Annotated in this window: 27 protein-coding genes and 1 tRNA gene; 8 read left to right on the top strand and 20 right to left on the bottom strand. The window is 64.5% G+C overall.

Going from position 1 to position 23,011, the window contains the following annotated elements:
• Position 1: 1 nt before the first annotated feature.
• The 11 genes from rlmN to trmJ all read right to left on the bottom strand — a co-directional run bounded on the left by rlmN (position 2) and on the right by trmJ (position 8,188).
• Entirely contained in the window at positions 2-1,150 is a 1,149-nt protein-coding gene (gene rlmN / locus BLV15_RS09595; protein ID WP_090227120.1) for a dual-specificity RNA methyltransferase RlmN, read from the bottom strand.
• A gap of 24 nt (positions 1,151-1,174) precedes the next feature.
• On the bottom strand, positions 1,175-1,606 hold the full coding sequence (gene ndk, locus BLV15_RS09590; protein WP_090227117.1) for a nucleoside-diphosphate kinase: 432 nt from the start codon (positions 1,604-1,606) through the stop codon (positions 1,175-1,177).
• Between the two features lie 133 nt (positions 1,607-1,739).
• Positions 1,740-1,940 (bottom strand): Fe-S cluster assembly protein IscX, encoded by a 201-nt coding sequence (iscX, locus tag BLV15_RS09585; RefSeq protein ID WP_090227114.1) that lies wholly within the window; start codon positions 1,938-1,940, stop codon positions 1,740-1,742.
• Between the two features lie 7 nt (positions 1,941-1,947).
• Positions 1,948-2,286, bottom strand: coding sequence for an ISC system 2Fe-2S type ferredoxin (gene fdx / locus BLV15_RS09580; protein WP_090227112.1), 339 nt, complete (start codon positions 2,284-2,286; stop codon positions 1,948-1,950).
• Between the two features lies 1 nt (position 2,287).
• Entirely contained in the window at positions 2,288-4,150 is a 1,863-nt protein-coding gene (gene hscA / locus BLV15_RS09575) for a Fe-S protein assembly chaperone HscA (protein ID WP_090227109.1), read from the bottom strand.
• Between the two features lie 42 nt (positions 4,151-4,192).
• Positions 4,193-4,714 (bottom strand): co-chaperone HscB, encoded by a 522-nt coding sequence (gene hscB / locus BLV15_RS09570; protein WP_090227107.1) that lies wholly within the window; start codon positions 4,712-4,714, stop codon positions 4,193-4,195.
• Positions 4,715-4,721: 7 nt separating this feature from the next.
• A complete protein-coding gene (gene iscA, locus BLV15_RS09565; protein ID WP_090227104.1) occupies positions 4,722-5,045 on the bottom strand; it encodes an iron-sulfur cluster assembly protein IscA in 324 nt (107 codons plus the stop codon).
• Positions 5,046-5,055: 10 nt separating this feature from the next.
• A complete protein-coding gene (iscU, locus tag BLV15_RS09560; protein ID WP_090227102.1) occupies positions 5,056-5,442 on the bottom strand; it encodes a Fe-S cluster assembly scaffold IscU in 387 nt (128 codons plus the stop codon).
• A gap of 44 nt (positions 5,443-5,486) precedes the next feature.
• Entirely contained in the window at positions 5,487-6,701 is a 1,215-nt protein-coding gene (locus BLV15_RS09555; protein ID WP_090227099.1) for an IscS subfamily cysteine desulfurase, read from the bottom strand.
• Positions 6,702-6,757: 56 nt separating this feature from the next.
• Positions 6,758-7,252 carry a Fe-S cluster assembly transcriptional regulator IscR gene (gene iscR, locus BLV15_RS09550; protein WP_090227096.1) on the bottom strand — a complete coding sequence of 165 codons (495 nt, stop codon included), beginning with the start codon at positions 7,250-7,252 and terminating at the stop codon, positions 6,758-6,760.
• Between the two features lie 162 nt (positions 7,253-7,414).
• Complete coding sequence (gene trmJ / locus BLV15_RS09545; RefSeq protein WP_090227093.1) at positions 7,415-8,188, bottom strand: tRNA (cytosine(32)/uridine(32)-2'-O)-methyltransferase TrmJ; 774 nt, start codon at positions 8,186-8,188, stop codon at positions 7,415-7,417.
• A 145-nt stretch (positions 8,189-8,333) separates the two neighbouring features.
• Here trmJ and suhB point away from each other — a divergent pair, with 145 nt between their 5' ends.
• Entirely contained in the window at positions 8,334-9,149 is an 816-nt protein-coding gene (gene suhB / locus BLV15_RS09540) for a type III secretion system regulator SuhB (protein WP_090227091.1), read from the top strand.
• A gap of 62 nt (positions 9,150-9,211) precedes the next feature.
• Here the strand turns inward: suhB and BLV15_RS09535 are convergent, their stop codons facing one another.
• From BLV15_RS09535 to queA, 6 genes are all read right to left on the bottom strand, one after another.
• On the bottom strand, positions 9,212-9,751 hold the full coding sequence (locus BLV15_RS09535; RefSeq protein WP_090227088.1) for a glycine zipper 2TM domain-containing protein: 540 nt from the start codon (positions 9,749-9,751) through the stop codon (positions 9,212-9,214).
• A gap of 97 nt (positions 9,752-9,848) precedes the next feature.
• The gene (gene secF, locus BLV15_RS09530; RefSeq protein WP_090227085.1) at positions 9,849-10,760 is read right to left on the bottom strand and encodes a protein translocase subunit SecF; all 912 of its coding nucleotides are present in this window, start codon (positions 10,758-10,760) and stop codon (positions 9,849-9,851) included.
• Between the two features lie 9 nt (positions 10,761-10,769).
• On the bottom strand, positions 10,770-12,632 hold the full coding sequence (gene secD, locus BLV15_RS09525; protein ID WP_090227083.1) for a protein translocase subunit SecD: 1,863 nt from the start codon (positions 12,630-12,632) through the stop codon (positions 10,770-10,772).
• 65 nt (positions 12,633-12,697) lie between these two features.
• Positions 12,698-13,033, bottom strand: a complete 336-nt coding sequence (gene yajC, locus BLV15_RS09520) for a preprotein translocase subunit YajC (protein ID WP_090227081.1) — start codon at positions 13,031-13,033, stop codon at positions 12,698-12,700.
• 41 nt (positions 13,034-13,074) lie between these two features.
• Complete coding sequence (gene tgt, locus BLV15_RS09515; RefSeq protein ID WP_090227450.1) at positions 13,075-14,190, bottom strand: tRNA guanosine(34) transglycosylase Tgt; 1,116 nt, start codon at positions 14,188-14,190, stop codon at positions 13,075-13,077.
• A gap of 5 nt (positions 14,191-14,195) precedes the next feature.
• The gene (gene queA, locus BLV15_RS09510; RefSeq protein ID WP_090227078.1) at positions 14,196-15,245 is read right to left on the bottom strand and encodes a tRNA preQ1(34) S-adenosylmethionine ribosyltransferase-isomerase QueA; all 1,050 of its coding nucleotides are present in this window, start codon (positions 15,243-15,245) and stop codon (positions 14,196-14,198) included.
• Between the two features lie 106 nt (positions 15,246-15,351).
• On the opposite strand from queA, the gene BLV15_RS09505 reads away from it, so the two are divergent.
• The 3 genes from BLV15_RS09505 to BLV15_RS09495 all read left to right on the top strand — a co-directional run bounded on the left by BLV15_RS09505 (position 15,352) and on the right by BLV15_RS09495 (position 16,560).
• A tRNA-Leu gene (locus BLV15_RS09505) sits at positions 15,352-15,436 on the top strand.
• 320 nt (positions 15,437-15,756) lie between these two features.
• Positions 15,757-15,969 carry a cold-shock protein gene (locus BLV15_RS09500; RefSeq protein ID WP_090227075.1) on the top strand — a complete coding sequence of 71 codons (213 nt, stop codon included), beginning with the start codon at positions 15,757-15,759 and terminating at the stop codon, positions 15,967-15,969.
• 96 nt (positions 15,970-16,065) lie between these two features.
• Positions 16,066-16,560 (top strand): RDD family protein, encoded by a 495-nt coding sequence (locus tag BLV15_RS09495; RefSeq protein WP_090227071.1) that lies wholly within the window; start codon positions 16,066-16,068, stop codon positions 16,558-16,560.
• Between the two features lie 9 nt (positions 16,561-16,569).
• Here the strand turns inward: BLV15_RS09495 and lptG are convergent, their stop codons facing one another.
• Together lptG and lptF are read right to left on the bottom strand one after the other, a co-directional pair.
• Entirely contained in the window at positions 16,570-17,631 is a 1,062-nt protein-coding gene (gene lptG, locus BLV15_RS09490; RefSeq protein ID WP_090227069.1) for an LPS export ABC transporter permease LptG, read from the bottom strand.
• On the bottom strand, positions 17,624-18,742 hold the full coding sequence (lptF, locus tag BLV15_RS09485; RefSeq protein WP_090227066.1) for an LPS export ABC transporter permease LptF: 1,119 nt from the start codon (positions 18,740-18,742) through the stop codon (positions 17,624-17,626). The genes lptG and lptF overlap by 8 nt, the downstream gene beginning before the upstream one ends.
• Before the next feature lie 283 nt (positions 18,743-19,025).
• Between lptF and BLV15_RS09480 the strand changes: the two genes are divergently transcribed.
• Positions 19,026-19,865, top strand: coding sequence for a DMT family transporter (locus BLV15_RS09480; protein ID WP_090227063.1), 840 nt, complete (start codon positions 19,026-19,028; stop codon positions 19,863-19,865).
• A 42-nt stretch (positions 19,866-19,907) separates the two neighbouring features.
• Here BLV15_RS09480 and BLV15_RS09475 read toward each other — a convergent pair whose 3' ends face one another.
• Positions 19,908-20,174 carry a PepSY domain-containing protein gene (locus BLV15_RS09475; protein ID WP_090227062.1) on the bottom strand — a complete coding sequence of 89 codons (267 nt, stop codon included), beginning with the start codon at positions 20,172-20,174 and terminating at the stop codon, positions 19,908-19,910.
• A 355-nt stretch (positions 20,175-20,529) separates the two neighbouring features.
• On the opposite strand from BLV15_RS09475, the gene BLV15_RS09470 reads away from it, so the two are divergent.
• Genes BLV15_RS09470 through BLV15_RS09460 form a run of 3 tightly spaced genes read left to right on the top strand, consistent with a single transcriptional unit; the run spans position 20,530 to position 22,975 of the window.
• Entirely contained in the window at positions 20,530-22,020 is a 1,491-nt protein-coding gene (locus tag BLV15_RS09470; protein ID WP_090227059.1) for a leucyl aminopeptidase, read from the top strand.
• A 50-nt stretch (positions 22,021-22,070) separates the two neighbouring features.
• Positions 22,071-22,499 carry a DNA polymerase III subunit chi gene (locus tag BLV15_RS09465; protein WP_090227056.1) on the top strand — a complete coding sequence of 143 codons (429 nt, stop codon included), beginning with the start codon at positions 22,071-22,073 and terminating at the stop codon, positions 22,497-22,499.
• Between the two features lie 8 nt (positions 22,500-22,507).
• A complete protein-coding gene (locus BLV15_RS09460; RefSeq protein ID WP_090227054.1) occupies positions 22,508-22,975 on the top strand; it encodes a hypothetical protein in 468 nt (155 codons plus the stop codon).
• Positions 22,976-23,011 lie beyond the last annotated feature (36 nt).

Raw genomic sequence — 23,011 nt, 5'->3', positions numbered from 1 at the left:
TTCAAGTCCGATTCGCGGCGCTGCGCGGCGTCTCTGTCTCGGCACTCAGCTCGCGCACGGCGATGTAGCGCTCGCTGCGGCGGGTCCGATCGAGCACCTGGCCCACCAACTGGCCGCAGGCCGCGTCGATGTCCTCGCCGCGCGTGGTGCGCACGGTAACATTGTGGCCGGCCTTGTGGAGAAGATCCTGAAACCGCCGTATCGCATTGTTGCTCGGCCGCTCGTAGCCGGAATGGGGAAACGGATTGAAGGGGATCAGGTTGACCTTGCACGGCACGTCGGCGAGCAGAGCGATCATCTCGGCGGCGTGCTCGGGCTGATCGTTGACGTCCTTGAGCAGCGTGTACTCGATGGTCAGGAAGCGCTTCTCGCCGAGCCCGCCGATGTAGCGTTTGCAGGCGTCCAGCACCACCGCCAGCGGGTACTTGCGGTTGATCGGCACCAGTTTGTTGCGCAGCGCGTCGTTGGGCGCGTGCAACGACAGCGCCAGCGACACGTCGATCACCTGGCCGAGCTTGTCGATCATCGGCGCCACGCCGGAGGTGGACAGCGTCACCTTGCGCTTGGAGATGCCGTAACCGAGGTCGTCCATCATGATGGTCATGGCGGCGACCACGTTGTCGAAGTTCAGCAGCGGCTCGCCCATGCCCATCATCACCACGTTGGTGATGGCGCGGTCGATCTTCGCCGGCACGGTGCCGAACGACTTGTTGGCGATCCAGACCTGGCCGATGACTTCGGCCGCGGTCAGATCGCTGTTGAATCCTTGTTTGCCGGTGGAGCAGAAACTGCAGTCCAGCGCGCAGCCGGCCTGCGACGACACGCACAGGGTGCCGCGCCCGCCCTGCGGGATGTACACGGTCTCGACGCAGCTGCCGGATGCCACGCGCACCACCCATTTGCGGGTGCCGTCGGTGGAGATGTCCTGGCTGACGATTTCCGGACCGCGAACCTCGGCGCAACCCTTGAGCTTGTCGCGCAGGGCCTTGCCAAGGTTGCTCATGGCGTCGAAATCATCGACGCCAAAGTGGTGAATCCATTTCATCACCTGGCCGGCACGAAAACGCTTTTCCCCGATCCGTTCGAAGAACTGCTCCATTTCCGGCTGGGTCAGACCCAGCAGGTTGGTCTTGCCGGTGGCTTCGGTCATGGTTTCACCCTCGCGCTCTTCGCCTCAGCGAATGCGAGCGCAGACCTCGGTGGAGGCGAAGAAGTAGGCGATTTCGCGAGCGGCCGAGGCTTCGGAGTCGGAACCGTGAACGGCGTTCTCGTCGATCGACACGGCGAAATCGGCGCGGATGGTACCGGCGTCGGCTTTCTTCGGATCGGTAGCGCCCATCAGCTCACGGTTTTTCAGGATGGCGCCTTCGCCTTCCAGAACCTGCAGAACCACCGGACCGGAGGTCATGAAGGCAACCAGGTCCTTGAAGAAGCCACGCTCGCTGTGCTCGGCGTAGAAACCGCCCGCTTCACGCTCGGACAGCTGGACCATCTTCGAAGCAACGACGCGCAGGCCGGCCTTCTCGAAGCGGGTGACGATTTCGCCGATTACGTTCTTGGCGACGGCATCGGGCTTGATGATGGAAAAAGTACGTTCGACAGCCATGAAAAACTCCATGAAACAAGGATTAAGCAAAAATTAAACCCGCGAATTATACGCGGGTTCCGGTCAAATGCGTAGAAGCTGCGGTGCTCGCACGTCGGAGCCGAAGGCGGCGCTCCGCAGTGCTACGGCGCGCTCACTCGGCCTCTTCGATCCAGGCCGCCTGGATGGCCTCGAGAACCTTCTCGCCGCCCCGCTGCGGGTCGTCGTCGAACTCCGGCAGCGCCACTACCCAACTGCGCAGATTGACGAAATTGACGAAGCGCGGATCGACATCCGCCCTGCTCTCGGCCAACTGGATGGCGATTTCCTGAACATCGACCCATTTGAGACCCATGGCGCCCTCAGTGTCTTTCCGAAACCTGGTTGATGGTGTAGCGCGGAATCTCGACCGTCAGGTCCTTCTCGCCGACCACGGCCTGGCACGAGAGGCGCGATTCCGGCTCCAGCCCCCAGGCCTTGTCGAGCATGTCGTCCTCCAGCTCGTCGGAGGCCTCCAACGAAGCGAAACCTTCCCGGACGACCACGTGGCAGGTGGTGCAGGCGCAGGACATTTCGCAGGCGTGCTCGATCTCGATACCGTTACGCATCGCCGCGGCAATGATGGTTTCGCCAGGCTGCGCCTCGATCACCGCGCCCTCGGGGCATTGTTCGGCGTGCGGCAGAAAAACGATTTGCGGCATCTTATTCCTCGATTTCGTTCAGTCGACGCCCCGCCAGTGCCGCCTTGACCGTGGAGTCGAGGCGGCGAGCGGCGAAGGCGTCGGTAATGTTGCTCAGGCGCTTGGTCTGCTGCTCGATGGCCAGGCCGTCGGTACCGTCGAGCAGACGGCGCAACTCGTCCATCTGCGCCTCGATGGCCAGGCGCTCCTCGTCATCGAGCAGGCGCTCCCCGTCGGCATCGAGTGCGCCCTGCACGGCTTCCAGCAAGCGCTGCGCATCCACCTGCTGCTCGCGCAGCTCGCGCGCAGCCTTATCGTCGCCGGCATTGCGGAAGGAATCCTGCAGCATACGGGCGATCTCGCCATCGGTAAGACCGTAGGACGGCTTGACCTGGATGCTCGACTCGACCCCGCTAGACAGCTCGCGCGCCGAGACGCCGAGCAACCCGTCCGCGTCCACCTGGAAGGTCACGCGAATCTTCGCCGCGCCGGCGACCATCGGCGGAATCCCGCGCAGCTCGAAGCGAGCCAGGGAACGGCAATCCTTGATCAGCTCGCGCTCGCCCTGCAGGACGTGGACCATCATTGCCGACTGGCCGTCCTTGTAGGTGGTGAAGTCCTGCGCGCGCGCCACCGGAATCGTGGTGTTGCGCGGGATGACCTTCTCCATCAGTCCGCCCATGGTTTCCAGGCCGAGCGACAGCGGAATCACGTCGAGCAGCAACAGCTCCTCGCCATCGCGCTTGTTGCCCGCCAGGGTGTCGGCCTGAATCGCCGCACCGATGGCGACCACCTGGTCCGGGTCGATATCGGTCAGCGGTTCGCGACCGAACAGTTCGCCGACCACTTCACGCACGCGGGGTACGCGGGTCGAACCGCCGACCATCACCACCGCCCCGACCTCCTCGCGCTCGATGCCGGCGTCGCGCAGCGCGCGGCGGCAGGCCTTGAGGCTGCGCGCCAGCAGCGGCTCGATCAATTGCTCGAACTGCGCACGCGTCAGCGTGCCCTTCCAGTCGCCCTGGACCACCTCGACCGACTGCGCCGAGCTCAGCGCCTCCTTGGCGGCACAGGCGTTCTGCAGCAGGCTGCGCTGAGTGGACGGATCGAGATCGGCGGAAAGCCCGGCGTTTTCGATGATCCAGCTGGCGATGGCGTGATCGAAATCGTCGCCGCCCAGGGCGCTGTCGCCGCCGGTGGCCAGCACCTCGAAGACCCCGCGCGACAGGCGCAGGATGGAAATGTCGAAGGTGCCGCCGCCCAGGTCGTAGATCGCCACCAGGCCCTCGGCCTGCTGGTCCAGCCCGTAGGCGACCGCGGCGGCGGTGGGCTCGTTGAGCAGGCGCAGCACGTTGAGGCCGGCGAGCCGCGCGGCATCCTTGGTGGCCTGGCGCTGGGCGTCGTCGAAGTAGGCCGGCACCGTGATCACCGCGCCGACCAGCTCGCCACCGAGGGTCTGCTCGGCACGCTTGCGCAGCACGCCGAGGATGTCGGCGGACACCTCTACCGGGCTCTTCGGCCCCTGCACGGTGTCAATGAAGGGCATGTGCGACTCGCCCTCGACGAAGCGGTAGGGCAACTGGTCGCCCAGTTGCTTGACGTCGGCAATGCCGCGCCCCATCAGCCGCTTGATCGAAAGAATGCTGTTCAGCGGATCGCTGGAAGCGGCATTGCGTGCCGCCTCGCCGACTTCCACGCGATCGGCGTGATAGCGAACGGCAGACGGCAGGATGACGCGGCCCTGCTCATCGGGGAGCGGTTCGGAGAGGCCGCTGCGCACGGCGGCGACCAGGGAATTGGTGGTGCCCAGGTCAATGCCCACCGCCAGGCGACGCTGGTGCGGCTGAGGGGTTTGCCCGGGTTCAGCGATCTGCAGTAAAGCCATGGTTGCCTGCGTTTCGGACGCATCGCGTCGGCGATGCGTGGGTTAATCGTCGAGGCGCTCTTCGAGCTGGCGCACTTCCTGGGAAAGCTTGTCGAGAAACTGCATGCGCCTCACCAGCCGCTCGGACTCCTCGCGCTGCGCGGGGTCCTCCCAGCTGGCGGCGAAGCTTTCCTCGAGCGCTTCCTGGGCCGCTTTCAGGCGCCGCTTGAAGACCGCGACGCCGGCCAGATCGGCCTCGTCCTGCAGTTCCTCGAGCTCCTCGCGCCACTGCATCTGCTGCAGCAGGAACTGCGGGTCCTGCACGGTGACTTCCAGGGGCAGTTCGTGGCCACGAATCGCCAGAAGGTAGCGGGCGCGCTGGGGCGCATTCTTCAGCGTTCGGTAGGCCTCATTGAGCCCCGCCGCGCGCTCGAGCGCAATGCGCTGCTCGCTGGCGGGCGCATCGGCGAAACGATCCGGATGGGTGGCACGAGCCAGCTCCCGATAACGCACCGCCAGTTGCTCGAGGTCGATGCGAAAACCGGGCTGCAGGTCGAACAGCGCGAAATGACAGGGAGTGCCCACGATAGCCTCAGGTATTGAAGCTCTCGCCGCAGCCGCATTCGCCGCGCACGTTGGGGTTGTTGAACTTGAAGCCCTCGTTGAGCCCTTCGCGGACGAAGTCCAGCTCGGTGCCATCGAGGTAGACCAGGCTCTTCGGATCGACGATCACGCGTACGCCATTGGTCTCGAAGACCTGATCATCGCTGCTGAACTCGTCGACGAACTCCAGCACGTAGGCCAGCCCCGAGCATCCTGTGGTGCGAACGCCCAGACGGATGCCCTCGCCCTTGCCGCGCCCTTCGAGGGAGCGACGAACGTGGCGAACCGCCGCTTCAGTCATGCTGATGGCCATTGGCGCCTCCTCAGATCAGGCCTTTCTTGTGCTTGTAGTCGCGCACAGCCGCCTTGATGGCGTCCTCCGCCAGAACCGAGCAGTGGATCTTCACCGGCGGCAACGCCAACTCTTCGGCGATGGTGGTGTTCTTGATCAGTTCGGCTTCATCGAGCGTCTTGCCCTTCATCCACTCGGTGGCGAGGGAGCTGGAGGCGATCGCCGAACCGCAACCGTAGGTCTTGAACTTGGCGTCTTCGATCACGCCCTGCTCGTTCACCTTGATCTGCAGGCGCATGACGTCGCCACAGGCCGGCGCACCGACCATGCCGGTGCCTACGTCCGGATCCTCGGCGTTGAGCTTGCCGACGTTGCGCGGATTCTCGTAATGGTCGATGACCTTTTCACTGTAAGCCATGATGCAATTCCTCTGTAATCACGCGGGCGGCTTGTGGGTGGCGTCTAGTGCGCCTGCCATTCGACCTGGGAAAGGTCGACACCCTCTTTGTACATGTCCCAAAGCGGCGACAATTCGCGCAACTTGGTTACTGCTTCGCAGACTTTCTGCGCCGCGTAGTCGATGTCGTCCTCGGTAGTGAAACGACCGAAGGTGAAGCGGATCGAGCTGTGTGCCAGCTCATCGTTGCGACCCAGGGCGCGCAGCACGTAGGACGGCTCCAGCGATGCCGAGGTACAGGCCGAACCCGAGGACACCGCGAGGTCCTTGAGCGCCATGATCAGCGACTCGCCCTCGACGTAATTGAAGCTGAGGTTCAGGTTGTGCGGCACGCGGGAGGTCAGGCTGCCGTTCACGTAGAGCTCTTCGAGCGACTCGACCTGACGGTAGAAACGGGCGCTCAGAGCGCGAACGTGCTCGGCGTCCTTGACCATGTCCTGCTTGGCGATGCGGAACGCCTCGCCCATGCCGACGATCTGGTGGGTCGCCAGGGTGCCGGAACGCATGCCGCGCTCGTGGCCGCCACCGTGGGTCTGGGCTTCCAGGCGAACGCGCGGTTTGCGACGCACGTAGAGCGCGCCAATGCCTTTGGGGCCGTAGGTCTTGTGCGCGGAGAAGGACATCAGGTCGACCTTCAGCTTTTCCAGGTCGATCTCGACCTTGCCGGTGGACTGCGCCGCGTCGACGTGGAAGAGGATGCCCCGCGAACGGGTCAGCTCGCCGATGGCCGCGATATCGTTGACCGTGCCGATCTCGTTGTTCACGTGCATGACCGACACCAGAATGGTGTCCTCGCGCAGCACGGCTTCGACCATCTCGGCGGTGATCAGGCCATCTTCGCGCGGATCGAGGTAGGTGACCTCGAAGCCTTCGCGCTCGAGCTGGCGAGCGGTGTCCAGGATCGCCTTGTGCTCGATCTTGGTGGTGACGATGTGCTTGCCCTTGCTCGCGTAGAAATGCGCGACACCCTTGAGGGCGAGGTTGTCCGATTCGGTGGCACCGGAGGTCCAGACGATTTCACGCGGGTCGGCATTGACCAGATCGGCCACCTGGCGGCGTGCGGTTTCGACGGCTTCTTCAGCGCGCCAGCCGAACACGTGGGAACGCGACGCGGGGTTGCCGAAATTGCCGTCCATGGTCAGGCACTCGACCATCTTCTGCGCAACTCGCGGATCGACTGGGGTGGTGGCGGAATAGTCCAGATAAATCGGCAATCTCATCGGTGATCTCCTAATCAGGTATCGAGGCCTCGCGGCCGGCGCCCTGTTATGTCCGTCTATTCGACGGCGGACGCTTGAATCTTGTCCAGGCTCATCGGCCTGCCCGTGGAAATACGGCGCTGATCCTGCCGCAGGGCAACTTCCTGCACTTCGCGGCGGGTGACCAGATCGGCCAGGCTGATGCCACTGAGGAATTCGTGAATCTGGTCGCTCAGGTCGCACCACAGGTGGTGGGTCAGGCAGGTATCGCCGGAATGGCAATCGCCGAGCCCCTGGCAACGGGTCGCATCGACGGACTCGTTGACGGCATCGATCACCTGGGCGACCTGAATGCCGCACATGTCCCGGGACAGCTGATAGCCGCCGCCCGGCCCACGCACGCTGGACACCAGCCCGCCACGACGAAGCTTGGCGAAGAGCTGCTCCAGATAGGACAGGGAAATGCCCTGGCGCTCGGAAATGTCGGCCAGGGAAACCGGCCCGCTTTGCGCATGCAGGGCCAGATCGAGCATGGCGGTGACGGCGTAACGGCCTTTAGTGGTCAATCGCATGAGTGGTACCACAGAATTCGCTGGTTTGAACCGATTATCCAATCTCCGAGTATTTAAGTCAACTATAAGACCTATCAACTCAGTCGGATTAGTCCAGCGAAGCGGCGCAGAATCATAGCAGAAGGTAATCCCCTACCGCCAAGCTCGCCTATCCCACCGCAATCAGGAGCCACCACGCTTGTGTGGCTCGCCGCGGATGGCTTTCTGGGTTTCCGTGAGAATGCCACGCAAGATGTTCATTTCCAGCTTGCTCACCCCCGCACGCCCGTATAGCCGGCGAAGGCGCGGCATCAGGTGGCGGGGCTTTTCGGGATCGAGAAAACGGATGTCCAGCATGACGCGCTCCAGATGGCGGTAGAATGACTCCATCTCCTCGGCCGTACACACCTCCGCATCGCCCTCAGCTAGCGCCTCGGTCTTTTCCATCTTGGTCGGCTTGTTCTGCTGCGCGAGCCAGGCCATGCGGACCTCGTAAGTCAGCACCTGCACCGCGGCGGCGAGATTCAACGAGCCAAACTCCGGGTCCGAAGGAATATGCACATGGTAGTGGCAGCGCTGCAGCTCCTCATTGGTCAGCCCGGCATACTCCCGCCCGAACACCAGCGCCACCTTGCCGCCCTTGGCGGCCTGCTCCAGGGAGGTGACCGCAGACTCACGCGGATCCAGCAGCGGCCAGGGAATGCGCCGATCGCGAGCGCTCGTGCCAAGCACCAGGCTGCAACCGACCAGCGCCTCCTCCAGCGTCGCCACGACACGCGCCGCAGTGAGCACATCGGTGGCGCCGGATGCACGAGCGTCGGCCTTCGGACTCGGAAACTCCAGCGGATCGACCAGCACCAGATCCGCGAACCCCATGTTCTTCATGGCCCGCGCCGCGCCGCCGATATTGCCCGGATGACTGGTATTGACCAGGACCACGCGAATGTTCTGCAGCAAGGTCGGCTCCGCAAGCGTTCTAAAAGGGGGATAAATCTTACAGAAGCCCCTTTCGCCACGCTACGCGAAGGCTCCGTTCGGACTGCATCAATCGCGCTTTTCTGCTAGTATGGCCGGCTTTATTCGACGACCCAGGTGAAACTCCATGCAGCCCATGCTGAACATCGCCCTGCGCGCAGCCCGCAGCGCCGGTGAACTGATCTTCCGCTCCATCGAACGCCTGGACGTCATCTCGATCAACGAGAAAGACGCCAACGATTACGTCAGCGAAGTCGATCACGCCGCCGAACAGACCATCGTCACCGCGCTGCGCAAGGCCTACCCGACCCATTCCATCCTTGGCGAAGAAAGCGGCTTCAGCGAAGGCAGCGGCGACGGCAAGGACTACCTGTGGATCATCGATCCGCTGGATGGCACCACCAACTTCCTGCGTGGCGTACCGCACTTCGCCGTCAGCATCGCCTGCAAGTACCGCGGCCGCCTGGAACACGCCGTGATCCTCGACCCGGTACGTCAGGAAGAATTCACCGCCAGCCGCGGCCGCGGCGCCGCCCTGAACGGCCGCCGCATGCGCGTCAGCCCGCGCAAGGGCCTGGAAGGCGCCCTTCTCGGCACCGGCTTCCCGTTCCGCGAAGGTCAGATGGACAACCTGGAAAACTACCTCGGCATGTTCCGCGCCCTGACCGGCCAGACCGCCGGCATCCGTCGCGCCGGCGCCGCCAGCCTGGACCTCGCCTACGTGGCCGCGGGCCGCTTCGATGCGTTCTGGGAATTCGGCCTGTCGGAATGGGACATGGCCGCCGGCGCGCTGCTGGTTCAGGAAGCCGGCGGCCTCGTCAGCGATTTCACCGGCAGCCACGAATTTCTCGAGAAGGGCAATATCGTCGCGGGCAACACCAAGTGCTTCAAGGCCGTGTTGACCGCCATCCAGCCGCACCTTCCGGCCTCGCTGAAGCGCTGACCTGGGTGATTTCCAGGCATTAAAAAAGCGCCCCACGGGGCGCTTTTTTTATTGTCGCTGATTTACTGGGCAGTGCTCTGACCGATCACCAGCTGGCCATTGCTGACCGGAATCTGCGGACCTGGATCACGGTCCATACGCACCTGACCGATCTTGCCGTCGAGGTCGTACTTGACGTCGTAACCCACGATTTTCTCGCTGGTCTCGTTGACCGTATTGCAACGGGTCTGCGTGGTCGTATAGGTGTCACCGGCCTGCATGTGACCCTGAACCTGGTTGCCAGCGTAGCCGCCACCTACGGCACCGGCCACGGTAGCTAGCTTCTTGCCGTTACCGCCGCCGACCTGGTTGCCCAGCAAACCGCCAGCGATGGCGCCGATCGCCGTACCGGCGATCTTGTACTGGTCCTGCACGGGCTTTTGCCGGGTGACCGTGACATCCTTGCAGACCTCGCGAGGTGTCTTGATGGTTTCCTTTACCGGCTGAACCGCTACGACCTTCGCGTAGTCCGGACCGTTGCCGACCACGCTGTAAGCCACCGCGCCCCCGGCCGTAACAACTACGGCACCAAGCACCGCACCGACGAGCATCGACTTGTTCACACGCACCTCCTGACTACCATCCACTGCGAGCGTTTACGCTCCATTCCCTGCCTTGGACAGAAGTCGGAAGTGTTAGTTCGGCAAGCTCATCGGCCCGTCACGGGCGCTCGTCGACTTCCTTGGCTGCCGGCGGGATCAGGTCCTCGGAACTCAGGCCCAGCCAGACCAGCACCGTGGCGCCGATGTAGACCGACGAGTAGGTACCAACGACCACACCGATCAACAGCGTGATCGCGAAGTTCGCCAGGCTGTCGCCGCCGAAGAACAGCAGCGCGAAGAGTGCCAGCGCCGTGGACAACGACGTAGCGATGGTCCGCAGCAGGGTCTGCGTGACCGAGATGTCGATGTTCTCGATCAGCGTCGCCCGGCGCAGCAGACGGAAGTTCTCCCGCACACGGTCGTAGATGATGATGGTGTCGTTCAGCGAGTAGCCGATCATCGCCAGCACGGCGGCGAGCACGGTCAGGTCGAAAGGCACCTGGAAGAACGCCAGCAGCCCGAGGGTGACGATCACGTCGTGCGCCAGGGACGCCACGGCGCCGACGCCAAACTTCCACTGGAAGCGGAACGCCAGGTAGATGAGGATGCCGCCCAGCGCCAGGAGCATGGCGAGGCCGCCCTGATCGCGCAGCTCTTCACCGACCTGCGGGCCGACGAACTCGACGCGCTTGACCTCGAACCGCGTGTCCGCATCGATCTTGCGCAGCGCCTCGGCAACCTTGTTGCCCAGCTGCGGATCTTCGCCAGCCAGGCGAACCAGCACGTCGGTACTGGCGCCGAAGCTCTGCACGATAGACTCCGGATAACCGGCCTGCCCCAGCTCGGACTTGATCAGCTCGAGGTTCGCGGGCTTCTCGTAGGCCAGCTCGATCAGCGTGCCGCCGGTAAAATCCAGGCCGAAGTTCAGGCCCTTGGCGACCAGGCTGCCAAGACCGATGAAGCTGATGACCAGGGTGATGGCGAACGCGATGTTGCGTATCGCCATGAAACGGATGGTGGACTTGATCATGACGGCACCTTAGATCCACAGCTTCTTGAAGTTACGGCCACCGAAGATCAGGTTGACCAAACCGCGGGTGAACATGATGGCGGTGAACATCGAGGTGATGATCCCCAGCGACATGGTCACGGCGAAGCCCTTGACCGGACCGGTACCCAGGGCGAACAGGATCGCGCCGACCAGCAGCGTGGTCAGGTTACTGTCGATGATCGCGCTGTAGGCGCGATCGAAGCCTTCGTGGATCGCGCGCTGTACCGAAAGGCCGTTGGCCAGCTCCTCGCGGATTCGCGAATAGATCAGAACGTTGGCATCCACCGCCATACCCAGCGTCAGCACGATACCGGCGATGCCCGGCAGGGTCAGGGTGGCGCCGATCACCGACATCAGGCCAACCAGCAACACCAGGTTGAAGGCCAGCGCGACGGTCGCCAGAACACCGAAGAACCGATAGATGGCGATGATGAAGATCGACACGAAGACCATCGCCCACTCGGTGGATTCGATACCCTTGACGATGTTCTCGGCACCCAGGCTCGGGCCGATGGTGCGTTCTTCGGCGAAGTACATCGGCGCGGCCAGACCGCCGGCGCGCAGCAGCAGCGCCAGTTCGGAGGACTCGCCCTGGCCGTTCAGGCCGGTGATGCGGAACTGCCCGCCCAGCGGCGACTGAATGGTCGCCAGGCTGATGATCTGTTTCTCTTCCTTGAAGCTCTGCGTGGCGACTTCCTTCTCGACGCCATCGACCACCTGCTTGCTGTAGGTAGTGACCGGACGCTGTTCGATGAAGATCACCGCCATGCTGCGCCCGACGTTGTTGCGGGTCGCGCGGTTCATCAGCTCACCGCCGTGGCCGTCAAGACGGATGTTCACCTGCGGGCGACCGTTCTCGTCGAAGCTGGCGCTGGCGTCGGTAACCTGGTCGCCAGTGATGATCAGGCTGCGCTCGAGCTGAACCGGCGGACGGCCCGGCTCGCGGAAGCCAAAGGATTCGGTGGTGGCGCGGGAGGCATCGGCCTCGGCCGCCAGGCGGAACTCCAGGCTCGCGGTCTTGCCGAGGATCCGCTTGGCTTCCGCGGTGTCCTGCACGCCCGGCAGCTCGACGACGATGCGGTTGGCGCCCTGGCGCTGCACCAGCGGCTCGGCGACGCCCAGCTCGTTCACCCGGTTACGCACGGTGGTGAGGTTCTGCTTGATCGAGTATTCGCGAATCTCGGCCAACTTGGCCTGGGTAAGGCTAAGGCGCAGCACCTGCTGACCATTGCGCTCGGTCGTGGTCAGGTCGAAATCGTTGAAGCCCTTGCGGATCAGATCCTGCGCCTTCTGCGCGGACTCGGCATCGGTGAAGCCCAGCTGGAAGGCATTTTCCTGCGCCGGCAGGCTGCGGTAGCGAACACGCTCCTTGCGCAGCAGGCTCTTTACCTCACCCTCGTAGACCTTGATGCGCGCATCGAGGGCCTTCTCCATGTCCACTTCGAGAAGGAAGTGCACACCACCGGACAGGTCGAGACCGAGCTTCATCGGCGTCGCATGCAGGTTGCGCAGCCAGTTCGGCGTGGTCGGAGCCAGGTTCAGGGCGACGACGTAATCATCCCCCAGCGCCTTGCGCACGACATCCTTGGCCGGCAACTGATCAGCGAGCTTGGTCAGACGCAGCAGGCCGCCGTGCTGGGCGACTTCGGCCGCCTTGACGGCGATACCCGCATCACTCAGTGCCTGGCTGGCACGATCGACAGTCGCCTGGTCGATCTTCAGTGCCGTGCTGCTGCCGGTGAGCTGGATGGCCGGGTCGTCCGGATAGAGATTGGGCGCGGAATAGACCAGGCCGATCGCCAGCACCGCCAGGATCAGCAGGTATTTCCACAGAGGGTATTTGTTCAGCATGACGCCGCCCGCTTATGACGCGGGGCGCCCTAAAGCGCCCCGTGGAAGAAAGGAAAAGGTAGGACTCAGATGGCTTTCAGCGTGCCCTTGGGCAAGGTTGCAGCGATAGCGGCCTTCTGGAATTTCATCTCGACGGTGTCGGAGACTTCGACGACGACGAAGTCATCGGCGACCTTGACCACCTTGCCGGCGATCCCGCCGGAAGTGACCACTTCGTCACCCTTCTGCAGGTTGCCGAGGAGGTTCTTGTGCTCTTTCGAGCGCTTGGCCTGCGGACGCCAGATCATCAGATAGAAGATGACCAGGAAGCCGACCAGAAAGACCCATTCGAAGCCGGTGCCGGCAGGTCCGGCGGCCGGAGCGGCAGCGTCGGCGTAAGCGGCGGGAATCAGAAAGCTCATGTAGCACCCCTGTTGCAAGTTCTTGAAATAAGGAAGGAATTTCAATCCAAAGGCGGCGTTGGCAGGCCGCGTCGGGCGTAGAAGGCGTCGACGAAGGCGGCCAATGTACCCTGTTGAATTGCCCCGCGCAAACCAGCCATCAGGCGCTGGTAATGACGCAGGTTATGGATTGTATTCAACATGCTCCCGAGCATTTCGCCGCATTTATCCAGATGGTGCAGATAGGCGCGGGAGAAATGTTTGCAGGTGTAACAATCGCAGTCGGCCTCCAGGGGCGACTGATCGTGGCGATGTCCCGCGTTGCGGATCTTCACCACCCCATCGGCGGTGAACAGATGACCGTTGCGGGCGTTGCGCGTGGGCATCACGCAATCGAACATGTCGACGCCGCGGCGCACGCCTTCGACCAGGTCTTCGGGCTTGCCCACGCCCATCAGGTAGCGCGGCTTGTCCGCCGGCATCTGCGCCGGCAGGAAATCCAGCACACGGATCATCTCCTCCTTCGGCTCGCCCACCGACAGCCCGCCGATGGCCAGGCCGTCGAAGCCGATTTCGCAAAGACGCTCCAGCGAACGCATGCGCAGGTTTTCGTGCATGCCTCCCTGGACGATGCCGAACAGCGCCGAAGGGTTGTCCGCATGGGCGATCTTCGAGCGCTCGGCCCAGCGCAGCGACAGCTCCATGGAGCGGCGCGCTACGTCTTCGTCAGCCGGGTAAGGCGTGCACTCATCGAAGATCATCACGATGTCCGAGCCCAGTTCGCGCTGCACGCGCATCGACTCTTCCGGCCCCATGAACACCTTGGCGCCATCCACCGGAGAAGCGAAGTAGACGCCCTCCTCCTTGATCTTGCGCATCGCGCCCAGGCTGAACACCTGGAAACCGCCGGAGTCGGTGAGGATCGGCCCCTTCCACTGCATGAAGTCGTGCAGGTCACCATGCTCGCGGATCACCTCGGTGCCCGGACGCAACCACAGGTGGAAGGTATTGCCGAGAATGATCTGCGCGCCGATCGCCTCGATGTCGCGCGGCAGCATGCCCTTCACCGTGCCGTAGGTCCCCACTGGCATGAACGCCGGGGTCTCCACCACGCCACGCGGGAAGGTCAGGCGTCCGCGCCGGGCCCTGCCCTCGGTGGCGAGCAGTTCGAAGGTCATGTGGCTCATGCGAAGTCCTCGGGGCCGCGCGCGGCGGGATTGCGGGTGATGTACATGGCGTCGCCGTAACTGAAGAAGCGGTAACCGTTTTCCACCGCAGCCGCATAGGCGGCCATCGTCTCGGGATAACCGGCGAACGCGGACACCAGCATCAACAGCGTGGATTCGGGCAGATGGAAGTTGGTCACCAGGGCATCGATCACATGGAAGGGTCGCCCCGGGTAGATGAAGATGTCGGTGTCGCCACTGAACGCCTTGAGCTGACCGTCGCGCGCGGCGCTTTCCAGCGAGCGCACGCTGGTGGTGCCGACTGCGATCACCCGCCCGCCCCGCGCGCGGCACGCGGCGACGGCGTCGACGACACCCTGGCTGACTTCCAGCCACTCGCGGTGCATGGGGTGATCCTCGATACGCTCGACGCGCACGGGCTGGAAGGTGCCAGCGCCGACGTGGAGCGTGACGAACGCGGTTTCCACGCCTTTAGCGCGGATCGACTCGAGCAGTGCCTCATCGAAATGCAGGCCGGCGGTAGGCGCGGCCACCGCGCCGGAGCGCTGCGCGTAGACGGTCTGGTAGCGCTCGCGATCGGCAGCGTCATCGGCGCGCACTATATAAGGAGGCAATGGCATGTGCCCGACACGATCAAGCAACGCCAGCGCGGGCTCGTCGAAACGCAACTCGAACAGCGCATCGTGGCGCGCCAGCATCTCCGCGCGACCACCACCCTCGACGAGGATTTCGGTGCCGGGCTTCGGCGACTTGCTCGAGCGCACATGGGCGAGCACCCGATACTCGTCCAGCACACGCTCGACGAGGATCTCCAGCTTGCCGCCGGAAGCCTTCTGGCCGAACAGCCGCGCCGGAATTACCCGGGTGTCGTTGAACACCATGAGGTCGCCGGGACGCAGATGATCGAGCAGGTCGGTGAAGCGCCGATGCGCCAGCGCACCGCTCTCGCCATCGAGCACCAGCAGGCGGCTGGCGCGACGCTCGGCAAGCGGATAGCGGGCGATCAGGGATTCGGGAAGGTCGAAATGGAAGTCGGAAACGCGCATGTCTGGGTCGTCTTGCTCAGGGCGCGAATCTTAACGGAAAAGCCTCGCGCTGACCACGCAGCGCGATTGACCCGACGCAGGCGCCTCCCTATACTCCGCCGCCATTGCCCCGGTGGCGGAATCGGTAGACGCGGCGGATTCAAAATCCGTTTTCGAAAGGAGTGGGAGTTCGAGTCTCCCCCGGGGCACCAACACGTTTCATCCCCGGCGACTTTACAGGTCGCCGCTCGCTACAAAGCGCTCAGACACCAGCTCACACGGCGTTTCTGCCAAAGCCTCGCAGAGCCCGTCCCAGGCAGCAAAAACCACGCATTCCAGGGTTGGCAACGGCCCGGGAGTTAGCGTAGAGTGTGCCCACTGTGTTTGCATGGGTCGCTGTTGAATCGTGACCTGGTGCAGTAGATCCTAAGATCCGCTACATCCCGCTCGACTTCTCTTACTCTTTGCAACCAGTTCCAGCCCTCTATTGTCGTAGAGGCTGCCATCAACTCTAGTTTCAAGGAAATAAGACATGTCGAATCGTCAAAACGGCACCGTTAAGTGGTTCAACGACGAGAAGGGCTTCGGCTTCATCACTCCCGAAAGCGGCCCGGATCTGTTCGTTCACTTCCGTGCAATCGAAGGTAACGGCTTCAAGAGCCTGAAAGAAGGCCAGAAAGTTAGCTTCGTGGCCGTCCAAGGCCAGAAAGGCATGCAAGCTGACCAGGTTCAAATCCTGGCCTAATCGCCTTCGCAAGAAAAAGCCCCTGATGGTGACATCAGGGGCTTTTTTGTGCGCGCCATTCACTAGAATGGCGCTTTATCCAGCGAGCCCTTCCATATGCCGAAACACCTGCTTCGTCCGCAAGGCGAGTTTCCTCCCGCCGGTCTTGGCCGTCGCCTTGCCGCGCTGTTCTACGATTTCCTGCTCTGCGTCGCACTGCTGATCGTCGTTGCCTTCGCCTACAAGCTGGCGCTGATGGGCATCTACGGCGTCGACGAGACCAAGCGCCTCACCGACTCCGGTGCGCTGGACGGCGACCCGCTGCTGTCGACGCTGCTGCTGTTCGCGCTGTTCGGTTTCTTCGCCAAGTTCTGGACCCACTCGGGACAGACGCTCGGCATGCAGGTCTGGGGGCTCCGCATCCAGAACGCGGACGGCTCGGCGGTCAGCCTGTGGCAGGCCCTGCTGCGCTTCGTGATCGCCATCGGCTCCTGGCTGCTCGGCGGGCTCGGCTACCTGTGGATCCTCTGGGACAAGCGCAAGCGCAGCTGGCACGACATCTACTCGGACAGCCAGGTGGTGCGGCTGCCCAAGCACATTCACAAGAAGTGAGCGCCCGCCTCAGCCCGCGCGCCTGAGCAACCAGCCGCCGGCCAGCGCGCAGATCGCGGCCGGCACCAGCACCGCCAGCAACGGCGAGAAGCCGAACACCAGACTCGATGGACCGAGCAGATCCTGGGCGATGCGGAACACGAAGCCCACCAGCACGCCGGTGAAGATGCGCTGGCCGAGGGTCACCGAGCGCAGCGGACCGAAGATGAAACTGATCGCCATCAGCACCAGCGCGGCGGTCACCAGCGGTTGCAGCAGCTTGCTCCAGAACGCCAGCCAGTAGCGCTGGTTGTTCAGTTCCTGATCGGCGAGATAGCCGATGTACTTCCACAACCCCACGAGCGACAGCGCGTCCGGCTCCATCACCACGGTGCCGAGCATTTGCGGGCTGAGCTCGATATCCCAGGACTCTTCCGCCGCCGTCTGCACTTCGGTGCTGCGCTCCTTGAACAGCGTGGTGGTCACGTCCTGCAGCTGCCAGTGGTCGCCGATGTAATGGGCCTGGCGGGCGAAACTGGATGACTGCAGGTGGCGCTGATCGTCGAAGCGGTAGCGCGTCACCCCGTACAGGATGCCACTCGGCTGCACGGCGTTGATGTGCACGTACTCGTTGCCCTGGCGATGCCACAGGCCGTGCTTGGCGCTTTGCGCGTCACCGCTGCCCTGGGCCATCGCGCGGAACGACTGGGCCTGGTTCTCGGTTTGCGGCGCGAGGTATTCGCCGATCAGGATGCCGACGACCATCAGCATCAGCATCGGCCGCATCACCGACCAGACGATCCGCCCGATCGACACCCCGGCCGCACGCATGATGGTCAGCTCGCTGTTGCTGGCCAGCGTGCCGAGACCGATGAGGCAGCCGATCAGCGCCGCCATCGGCAGCATCTCGTAGATTCGCCGCGGCGCGGTCAGCAGCACGTACCAGGCCGCGTCGAGCAGGCCGTAGCTGTCCTCGATATCGCCCAGCTCGTCGATGAAGGCGAACAGCAGGGCGAGGCCGACGATCACGCCGAGCACGCTGAGGATGGCGAAGAACACGCTGGTGCCGATGTAGCGATCCAACTTAACCATGGGTCGCAGCTCCAGCACGACGCGCCGCCAGTTTCAGGCGCAACGATTCCCAATAAAGCATCAGCATGCCGATGGCGAAGAACAGCAGATGCACCCACCACAGCCCCAGCGCCGGCGGAATCCGCCCCTTGTCCAGCGCGCCGCGCATGGCGATCAGCAGCGACAGATAGGCCATGTAGAGCAGGATCGCCGGCAGCAGCTTGAGAAAGCGCCCCTGACGCGGATTGACCCGCGCCAGCGGAACGGCGAGCAGCGTGATGACGAACACCAGCAGCGGAATCGACAGGCGCCATTGCAGTTCGGCGATGTAGCGGATGTTGTCACTGCCGAACAGCTGCGAGGTCGGGATCGCCTCGCGATCGCTGATCTCGGCGCTGACCTCCGGGCGCGGCAGCAGCACGCCGTAGGTGTCGTACCGGATCGCGCGGTAATTGGCCTCGCCGGGGTTGCCGTCGTAGCGGTAGCCATTCTTCAGGATCAGGTAACGGCTGCCATCCTCGCGAATTTCCTGGCGCCCGGATTCGGCCACCAGCACGGTGATGCCGCGTTCCTTGGCCTTGTCGCGGGACAACTGCTTCTCGGAGATGAACAGCCCGCCCAGCGCGTCGCGATTCTCCGACAGGGTCTCGGTGTAGGTGACCCGCGAGCCGTCGCGCATGGACTGGAAGCGCCCCGGCTCCAGCGTATCGAACTCGGTGAGGGCGTCCTGTGCGTTGAGAATGCGCGCCACCTGGCCGATGCCCTGGGGCGCCAGCCCCATGCTCAGCCAGGCCACCAGCAGGGCGACCACCGTGGCCGGCGCGAGGCTGTAGGCCACCAGGCGCTGCTGGCTCATGCCGGTGGCTGCCAGCACGGTCATTTCGCTGTCGAGGTAGAGCCGTCCGTAGGCCAGCAGGATGCCGAGGAACAGCCCCAGCGGCAGGATCAGTTCGAGAAAGCCGGGCATCCGGTAGAGCATGATCAGCAGCAGCACGCCCGGATCGAGCAAGCCCTGGGCAGCCTGGGCGAGGTACTTGATGAAGCGCCCGCTCATGATGATCACCAGCAGCACCGCACTGACCGCGCTCAGGGTAATCAGCAGCTCTCGGGATAGGTAACGAAAGACGATCAAACCAGACCACTCCAGGGTTGTCGGGCTCGGGCGGCAACCCAGTGCACCACCCGCGGCCGGCACGCCCACGGGCGGCCGATTTAAAAAGAGGCCGGCATTATCCTGCGATTGCGCGCGGGTGTCACGGCGAACTCGGATCGCTATCCTCCCGCCCGCCTGCGGCCGGCGCAACCGGCGACCTTCTACCGATGAACGAGCCACCCTCTACCTTTGGCCAGGCGCGAACCCGAGCCCCGACGCATAGACTCCAGGGTAGCCCGATCGGACTCTGCGCAGAGACGAGATGAACGCCCGAACGCTATCGCTGACCAGCCTCGCCATGCTCGCCTTCGCCGGCAATTCGCTGCTCTGCCGCCTGGCGCTCAAACACACCGCCATCGATGCCGCCAGCTTCACCGGGCTGCGCCTCCTCGCCGGCGCACTGATGCTGAGCCTGCTCCTGCAGCTACGCCGCTCGCGCGGAAGACCCCACGGGAGCTGGTCCGGTGCCGCCGCCCTGTTCACCTATGCCGCGGCGTTTTCCTTCGCCTATCTGCAACTGGACGCCGGCGTCGGCGCCCTGCTGCTGTTCGGTGCCGTGCAGTCGAGCATGCTGCTCTACGGGGTGATGCGCGGCGAACGTCTTGGCCGCTGGGCGACACTCGGGCTGCTGCTCGCCCTTGGCGGGCTGCTTGTGCTCCTGCTGCCGGGGGCCAGTGCGCCGCCCCTCGGCAGCGCGCTGCTGATGCTGCTCGCCGGCCTCGCCTGGGCGCTCTATTCGCTGCTCGGACGCGGCGTCGCCGACCCGCTCGCTGCCACCGCCGGCAATTTTCTGCGCGCCATTCCGTTCGCCGTGCTGCTCTGCCTGGCACTCGTCACCCGGCGCGACTGGGACCTGCCCGGCGTGACCTATGCCTTGCTTTCCGGCGCGCTCGCCTCGGGCGTCGGCTACGCCATCTGGTACACCGCGCTGCGCGGCCTGGGTGCGCTGCAGGCCTCGACGGTGCAACTCAGCGTACCCATCCTCGCCGCCCTGGGCGGCAGCCTGCTGCTGGGCGAAACCCTGACGCTGCGCCTGCTGCTGGTGTCGATCGCGGTGCTCGGCGGCATCGCGCTGGTGCTCGGCAGCCGCACGCGCACATGAAAAGGCCCCGCAGTGGCGGGGCCCTTCGGCTGGCGCGGTCGATCAGTCCAGCTTGTCGCGAGTGAAGTCGCCGGTCTTGCCGTCGACGCGGAACTCGTAGACCTTGCCGTCCTGCTTCACGCCTTCTCCCTCCCAGTAACCGCCGTCGTCGGCCTCGATCTTGTGGACCTGGGTGTAACCGGCGGCCTTGGCTTTCGCCAGCGCCTGGTCGATGGTGATCCAGTCGGCGCCCGGACGATCGGCCAGGGCCATTCCGGCGGTGAGTGCGGCGGCAGCTGCCAGGGTGGCAGTGAGCGTGTGCTTGAGCATGGAAAGCCTCCGTTTCCGTTATGGGGAGACACCTTGGGGCGTCATGCCGTTGGAGGCCGCCGGCGCGCCAAGGGTTCCATCGGCGTGCGATCCGCTGCGCCAAGGCTGGGCATCCGCGCGCCGCGACAGTAGGATACGGAGCACACCGCGACACGCCGGCGCAGATCGGGGTGAGCACCCGTCCGGACGGATCAGCGCATCCCCGGACAGACCATGACTGACTCGCTCCACGACCGTCGCCCTGCCCCCGGTTCAAGGCACCGACGGTCTTCGCGGCATCTTCCGGATCACGCGGCGGCCCCATGCGCCGTCGCCTTCCTGCATAGCAGACACCTTGTCTCGGGGACAAATCTCGATGGAATTCCTAGTCAAAAGCGCTCGCCCGGAAACCGTAAAAACCGCCACCCTGGTGATTCCCGTTGGCGAAGGCCGCGTACTCGGCAACCTCGCCCAGGCGGTCGACACGGCGAGCGGCGGCGCTATCGCCACCCTGCTCAAGCGCGGCGACCTGGCCGGCAAGCCGGGCCAGACTTTGCTCCTGCACAGCCTGCCCAACCTCAAGGCCGAGCGCGTGCTGCTGGTCGGCTGCGGCAAGGAAAGCCCGCTTTCCGACCGCCAGTTCCGCAAGCTGGTGGGCGCTGCGCACGCGGCGCTCAAAGGCCTCGGCGGCGCCGACGCGGCCTTCGCCCTGGGCGACCTCGAGGTGAAGAACCGCGACGCCTACGGCAAGGCCCGCCTGACCGTGGAAACCCTGGCCGACGGCACCTACGTGTTCGATCGTTTCAAGAGCCAGAAGGCCGAAGCGCGCCCGCTGAAGAAGATCACCCTGATCACCGACAAGCTCGCCCAGGCCGAGGTCGAGCGCGGCATCCTTCACGCCCGCGCCATCGCCACCGGCATGGCCTTCACCAAGGATCTGGGCAACCTGCCGCCGAACCTGTGCACACCGAGCTTCCTGGCCGAAGAGGCCAAGGCGCTGGGCAAGACCTATCCCGGCCTGAAGGTCGAGATCCACGACGAGAAGAAGCTCAAGGCGCTGGGCATGGGTTCGTTCCTCGCCGTCGCCCAGGGCAGCGAGCAGCCCCCGCGGCTGATCGTCATGCAGTACAACGGCGGCAAGAAGGGCGAACAACCCTACGCGCTGGTCGGCAAGGGCATCACCTTCGACACCGGCGGCATCAGCATCAAGCCGGCCGCCGGTATGGATGAGATGAAGTACGACATGTGCGGCGCCGCCAGCGTGTTCGGCACCCTGCGCGCGGTGCTGGAGCTGCAGCTGCCGATCAACCTGGTGTGCCTGCTGGCCTGCGCAGAGAACATGCCCAGCGGCCGCGCCACGCGCCCTGGCGACATCGTCACGACCATGAGCGGGCAGACCGTGGAAATCCTCAACACCGACGCCGAAGGCCGCCTGGTGTTGTGCGACACCCTCACCTACGCCGAGCGCTTCAAGCCGCAGGCGGTGATCGACCTGGCCACGCTGACCGGCGCCTGCATCGTCGCCCTGGGCAGCAACACCTCGGGCCTGATGGGCAACGACGACGGTCTGATCGAACAGGTCCTCGACGCCGGTCGCCGCGCCGACGATCGCGCCTGGCAGCTGCCGCTGTTCGACGAATACCAGGAGCAGCTCGACAGTCCGTTCGCCGACATCGCCAACATCGGCGGACCGAAGGCCGGCACCATCACCGCCGGCTGCTTCCTGTCGCGCTTCGCCAAGGCCTACAAGTGGGCGCACCTGGACATCGCCGGCACCGCGTGGATCAGCGGCGGCAAGGAGAAAGGCGCCACCGGCCGCCCGGTTCCGCTGCTGACGCAATACCTGCTGGATCGCACCCAGGGCTGAGTGCCCGCTGCCCGGCGCCGCGAGGCGTCGGGCAGCACGACGAGAATCCCATGCCCCAGATCGATTTCTACGTGCTCCCCACCGCCGATCCGGCGGCCCGGGTGGAGTTCGCCTGCAAGCTCAGCGAGAAGGCCTGGCGCCTCGGTCACCGCATCTACCTTCACTGCCAGAACGCCGAACAGCGCGAGGCACTGGATGCGCGGTTGTGGACGTTCAAGGGCGAGGCCTTCGTTCCGCACGGGCTGGCCGAAGACGACAGCCAGGCCCCAATCGCCCTCGGCCTGGGCGATGCGCCCGTGGCGCATTGCGATCTGCTGATCAACCTCGACCTGGCCGTGCCGGCGTTTTTCGAGCGCTTCGCCCGGGTCGCCGAGCTGGTGGTGGAAGATCCCGCCATCCGTCAGGCGGCCCGCGAGAGTTTCCGTTTCTACCGGGAGCGCGGCTATCCTCCGCAGGACCACCGCCTGCCTCGCCTTTGAAGCCATCCATGGACAGCCATCAACCTCCGCGCAAGCCCGCCCACCTGCTCGACGAACTCGAGTCGATCCGCCGCGTACTCACGCCGCCGGACCAGGAACCGCCGCTGCTGACCGATTCGCTGGATGCACCGGAGATCCCCCTGCTCTGCGAGGTCGTCGAGGAAGAACCCGAACCGGCACCCGTACCGCTCATGCAAGCGCCGCAGGCACCGGTCACCCCGACACCGCCAGTGGTGCCGCTGGCGCAGCCGAACCTCGCCCAGACGCCCATGCAGCAGGCCGAGATCGCCCAGAGCCTGCGCCGCCACCTCTCGCCGGGCGCCGCCGAGCTGGCGCGCCTGGACGGCGAGCTGCGTTCCGCCGCGCAACTGTTGCTGCAGGACGTGATCGACGACTTCGTGCCGCAGATCGAAGCCGAACTGCGCCGACGTCTCGACGCCCGCCTGGATCGCCTGCTGGCGCAACGCAAGCGCTGAACGCCGCAAAAACGCGCCCTCGCCGCGCAACAGCCC

Origin of the sequence: Pseudomonas kuykendallii (assembly GCF_900106975.1) — a bacterium.
In the GTDB taxonomy this organism is placed as follows: domain Bacteria; phylum Pseudomonadota; class Gammaproteobacteria; order Pseudomonadales; family Pseudomonadaceae; genus Pseudomonas_O; species Pseudomonas_O kuykendallii.
The sequence above is the reverse complement of the archived record's forward strand: the minus strand, read 5'-3'. Positions and strand labels throughout refer to the sequence as shown.

What these genes read in the sequence shown, in the direction of transcription:
- iscA (WP_090227104.1), bottom strand. Translation starts at nt 5,045, where the DNA reads ATGGCCATCAGCATGACTGAAGCGGCGGTTCGCCACGTTCGTCGCTCC.
- BLV15_RS09460 (WP_090227054.1), top strand. Translation starts at nt 22,508, where the DNA reads ATGGACAGCCATCAACCTCCGCGCAAGCCCGCCCACCTGCTCGACGAA.
- tgt (WP_090227450.1), bottom strand. Translation starts at nt 14,190, where the DNA reads ATGACCTTCGAACTGCTCGCCACCGAGGGCAGGGCCCGGCGCGGACGC.
- secF (WP_090227085.1), bottom strand. Translation starts at nt 10,760, where the DNA reads ATGATCAAGTCCACCATCCGTTTCATGGCGATACGCAACATCGCGTTC.
- suhB (WP_090227091.1), top strand. Translation starts at nt 8,334, where the DNA reads ATGCAGCCCATGCTGAACATCGCCCTGCGCGCAGCCCGCAGCGCCGGT.
- BLV15_RS09480 (WP_090227063.1), top strand. Translation starts at nt 19,026, where the DNA reads ATGAACGCCCGAACGCTATCGCTGACCAGCCTCGCCATGCTCGCCTTC.
- BLV15_RS09475 (WP_090227062.1), bottom strand. Translation starts at nt 20,174, where the DNA reads ATGCTCAAGCACACGCTCACTGCCACCCTGGCAGCTGCCGCCGCACTC.
- ndk (WP_090227117.1), bottom strand. Translation starts at nt 1,606, where the DNA reads ATGGCTGTCGAACGTACTTTTTCCATCATCAAGCCCGATGCCGTCGCC.
- hscA (WP_090227109.1), bottom strand. Translation starts at nt 4,150, where the DNA reads ATGGCTTTACTGCAGATCGCTGAACCCGGGCAAACCCCTCAGCCGCAC.
- fdx (WP_090227112.1), bottom strand. Translation starts at nt 2,286, where the DNA reads ATGCCGCAAATCGTTTTTCTGCCGCACGCCGAACAATGCCCCGAGGGC.
- iscX (WP_090227114.1), bottom strand. Translation starts at nt 1,940, where the DNA reads ATGGGTCTCAAATGGGTCGATGTTCAGGAAATCGCCATCCAGTTGGCC.
- secD (WP_090227083.1), bottom strand. Translation starts at nt 12,632, where the DNA reads ATGCTGAACAAATACCCTCTGTGGAAATACCTGCTGATCCTGGCGGTG.
- yajC (WP_090227081.1), bottom strand. Translation starts at nt 13,033, where the DNA reads ATGAGCTTTCTGATTCCCGCCGCTTACGCCGACGCTGCCGCTCCGGCC.
- queA (WP_090227078.1), bottom strand. Translation starts at nt 15,245, where the DNA reads ATGCGCGTTTCCGACTTCCATTTCGACCTTCCCGAATCCCTGATCGCC.
- iscR (WP_090227096.1), bottom strand. Translation starts at nt 7,252, where the DNA reads ATGCGATTGACCACTAAAGGCCGTTACGCCGTCACCGCCATGCTCGAT.
- BLV15_RS09500 (WP_090227075.1), top strand. Translation starts at nt 15,757, where the DNA reads ATGTCGAATCGTCAAAACGGCACCGTTAAGTGGTTCAACGACGAGAAG.
- BLV15_RS09555 (WP_090227099.1), bottom strand. Translation starts at nt 6,701, where the DNA reads ATGAGATTGCCGATTTATCTGGACTATTCCGCCACCACCCCAGTCGAT.
- iscU (WP_090227102.1), bottom strand. Translation starts at nt 5,442, where the DNA reads ATGGCTTACAGTGAAAAGGTCATCGACCATTACGAGAATCCGCGCAAC.
- BLV15_RS09470 (WP_090227059.1), top strand. Translation starts at nt 20,530, where the DNA reads ATGGAATTCCTAGTCAAAAGCGCTCGCCCGGAAACCGTAAAAACCGCC.
- rlmN (WP_090227120.1), bottom strand. Translation starts at nt 1,150, where the DNA reads ATGACCGAAGCCACCGGCAAGACCAACCTGCTGGGTCTGACCCAGCCG.
- BLV15_RS09495 (WP_090227071.1), top strand. Translation starts at nt 16,066, where the DNA reads ATGCCGAAACACCTGCTTCGTCCGCAAGGCGAGTTTCCTCCCGCCGGT.
- BLV15_RS09465 (WP_090227056.1), top strand. Translation starts at nt 22,071, where the DNA reads ATGCCCCAGATCGATTTCTACGTGCTCCCCACCGCCGATCCGGCGGCC.
- lptG (WP_090227069.1), bottom strand. Translation starts at nt 17,631, where the DNA reads ATGGTTAAGTTGGATCGCTACATCGGCACCAGCGTGTTCTTCGCCATC.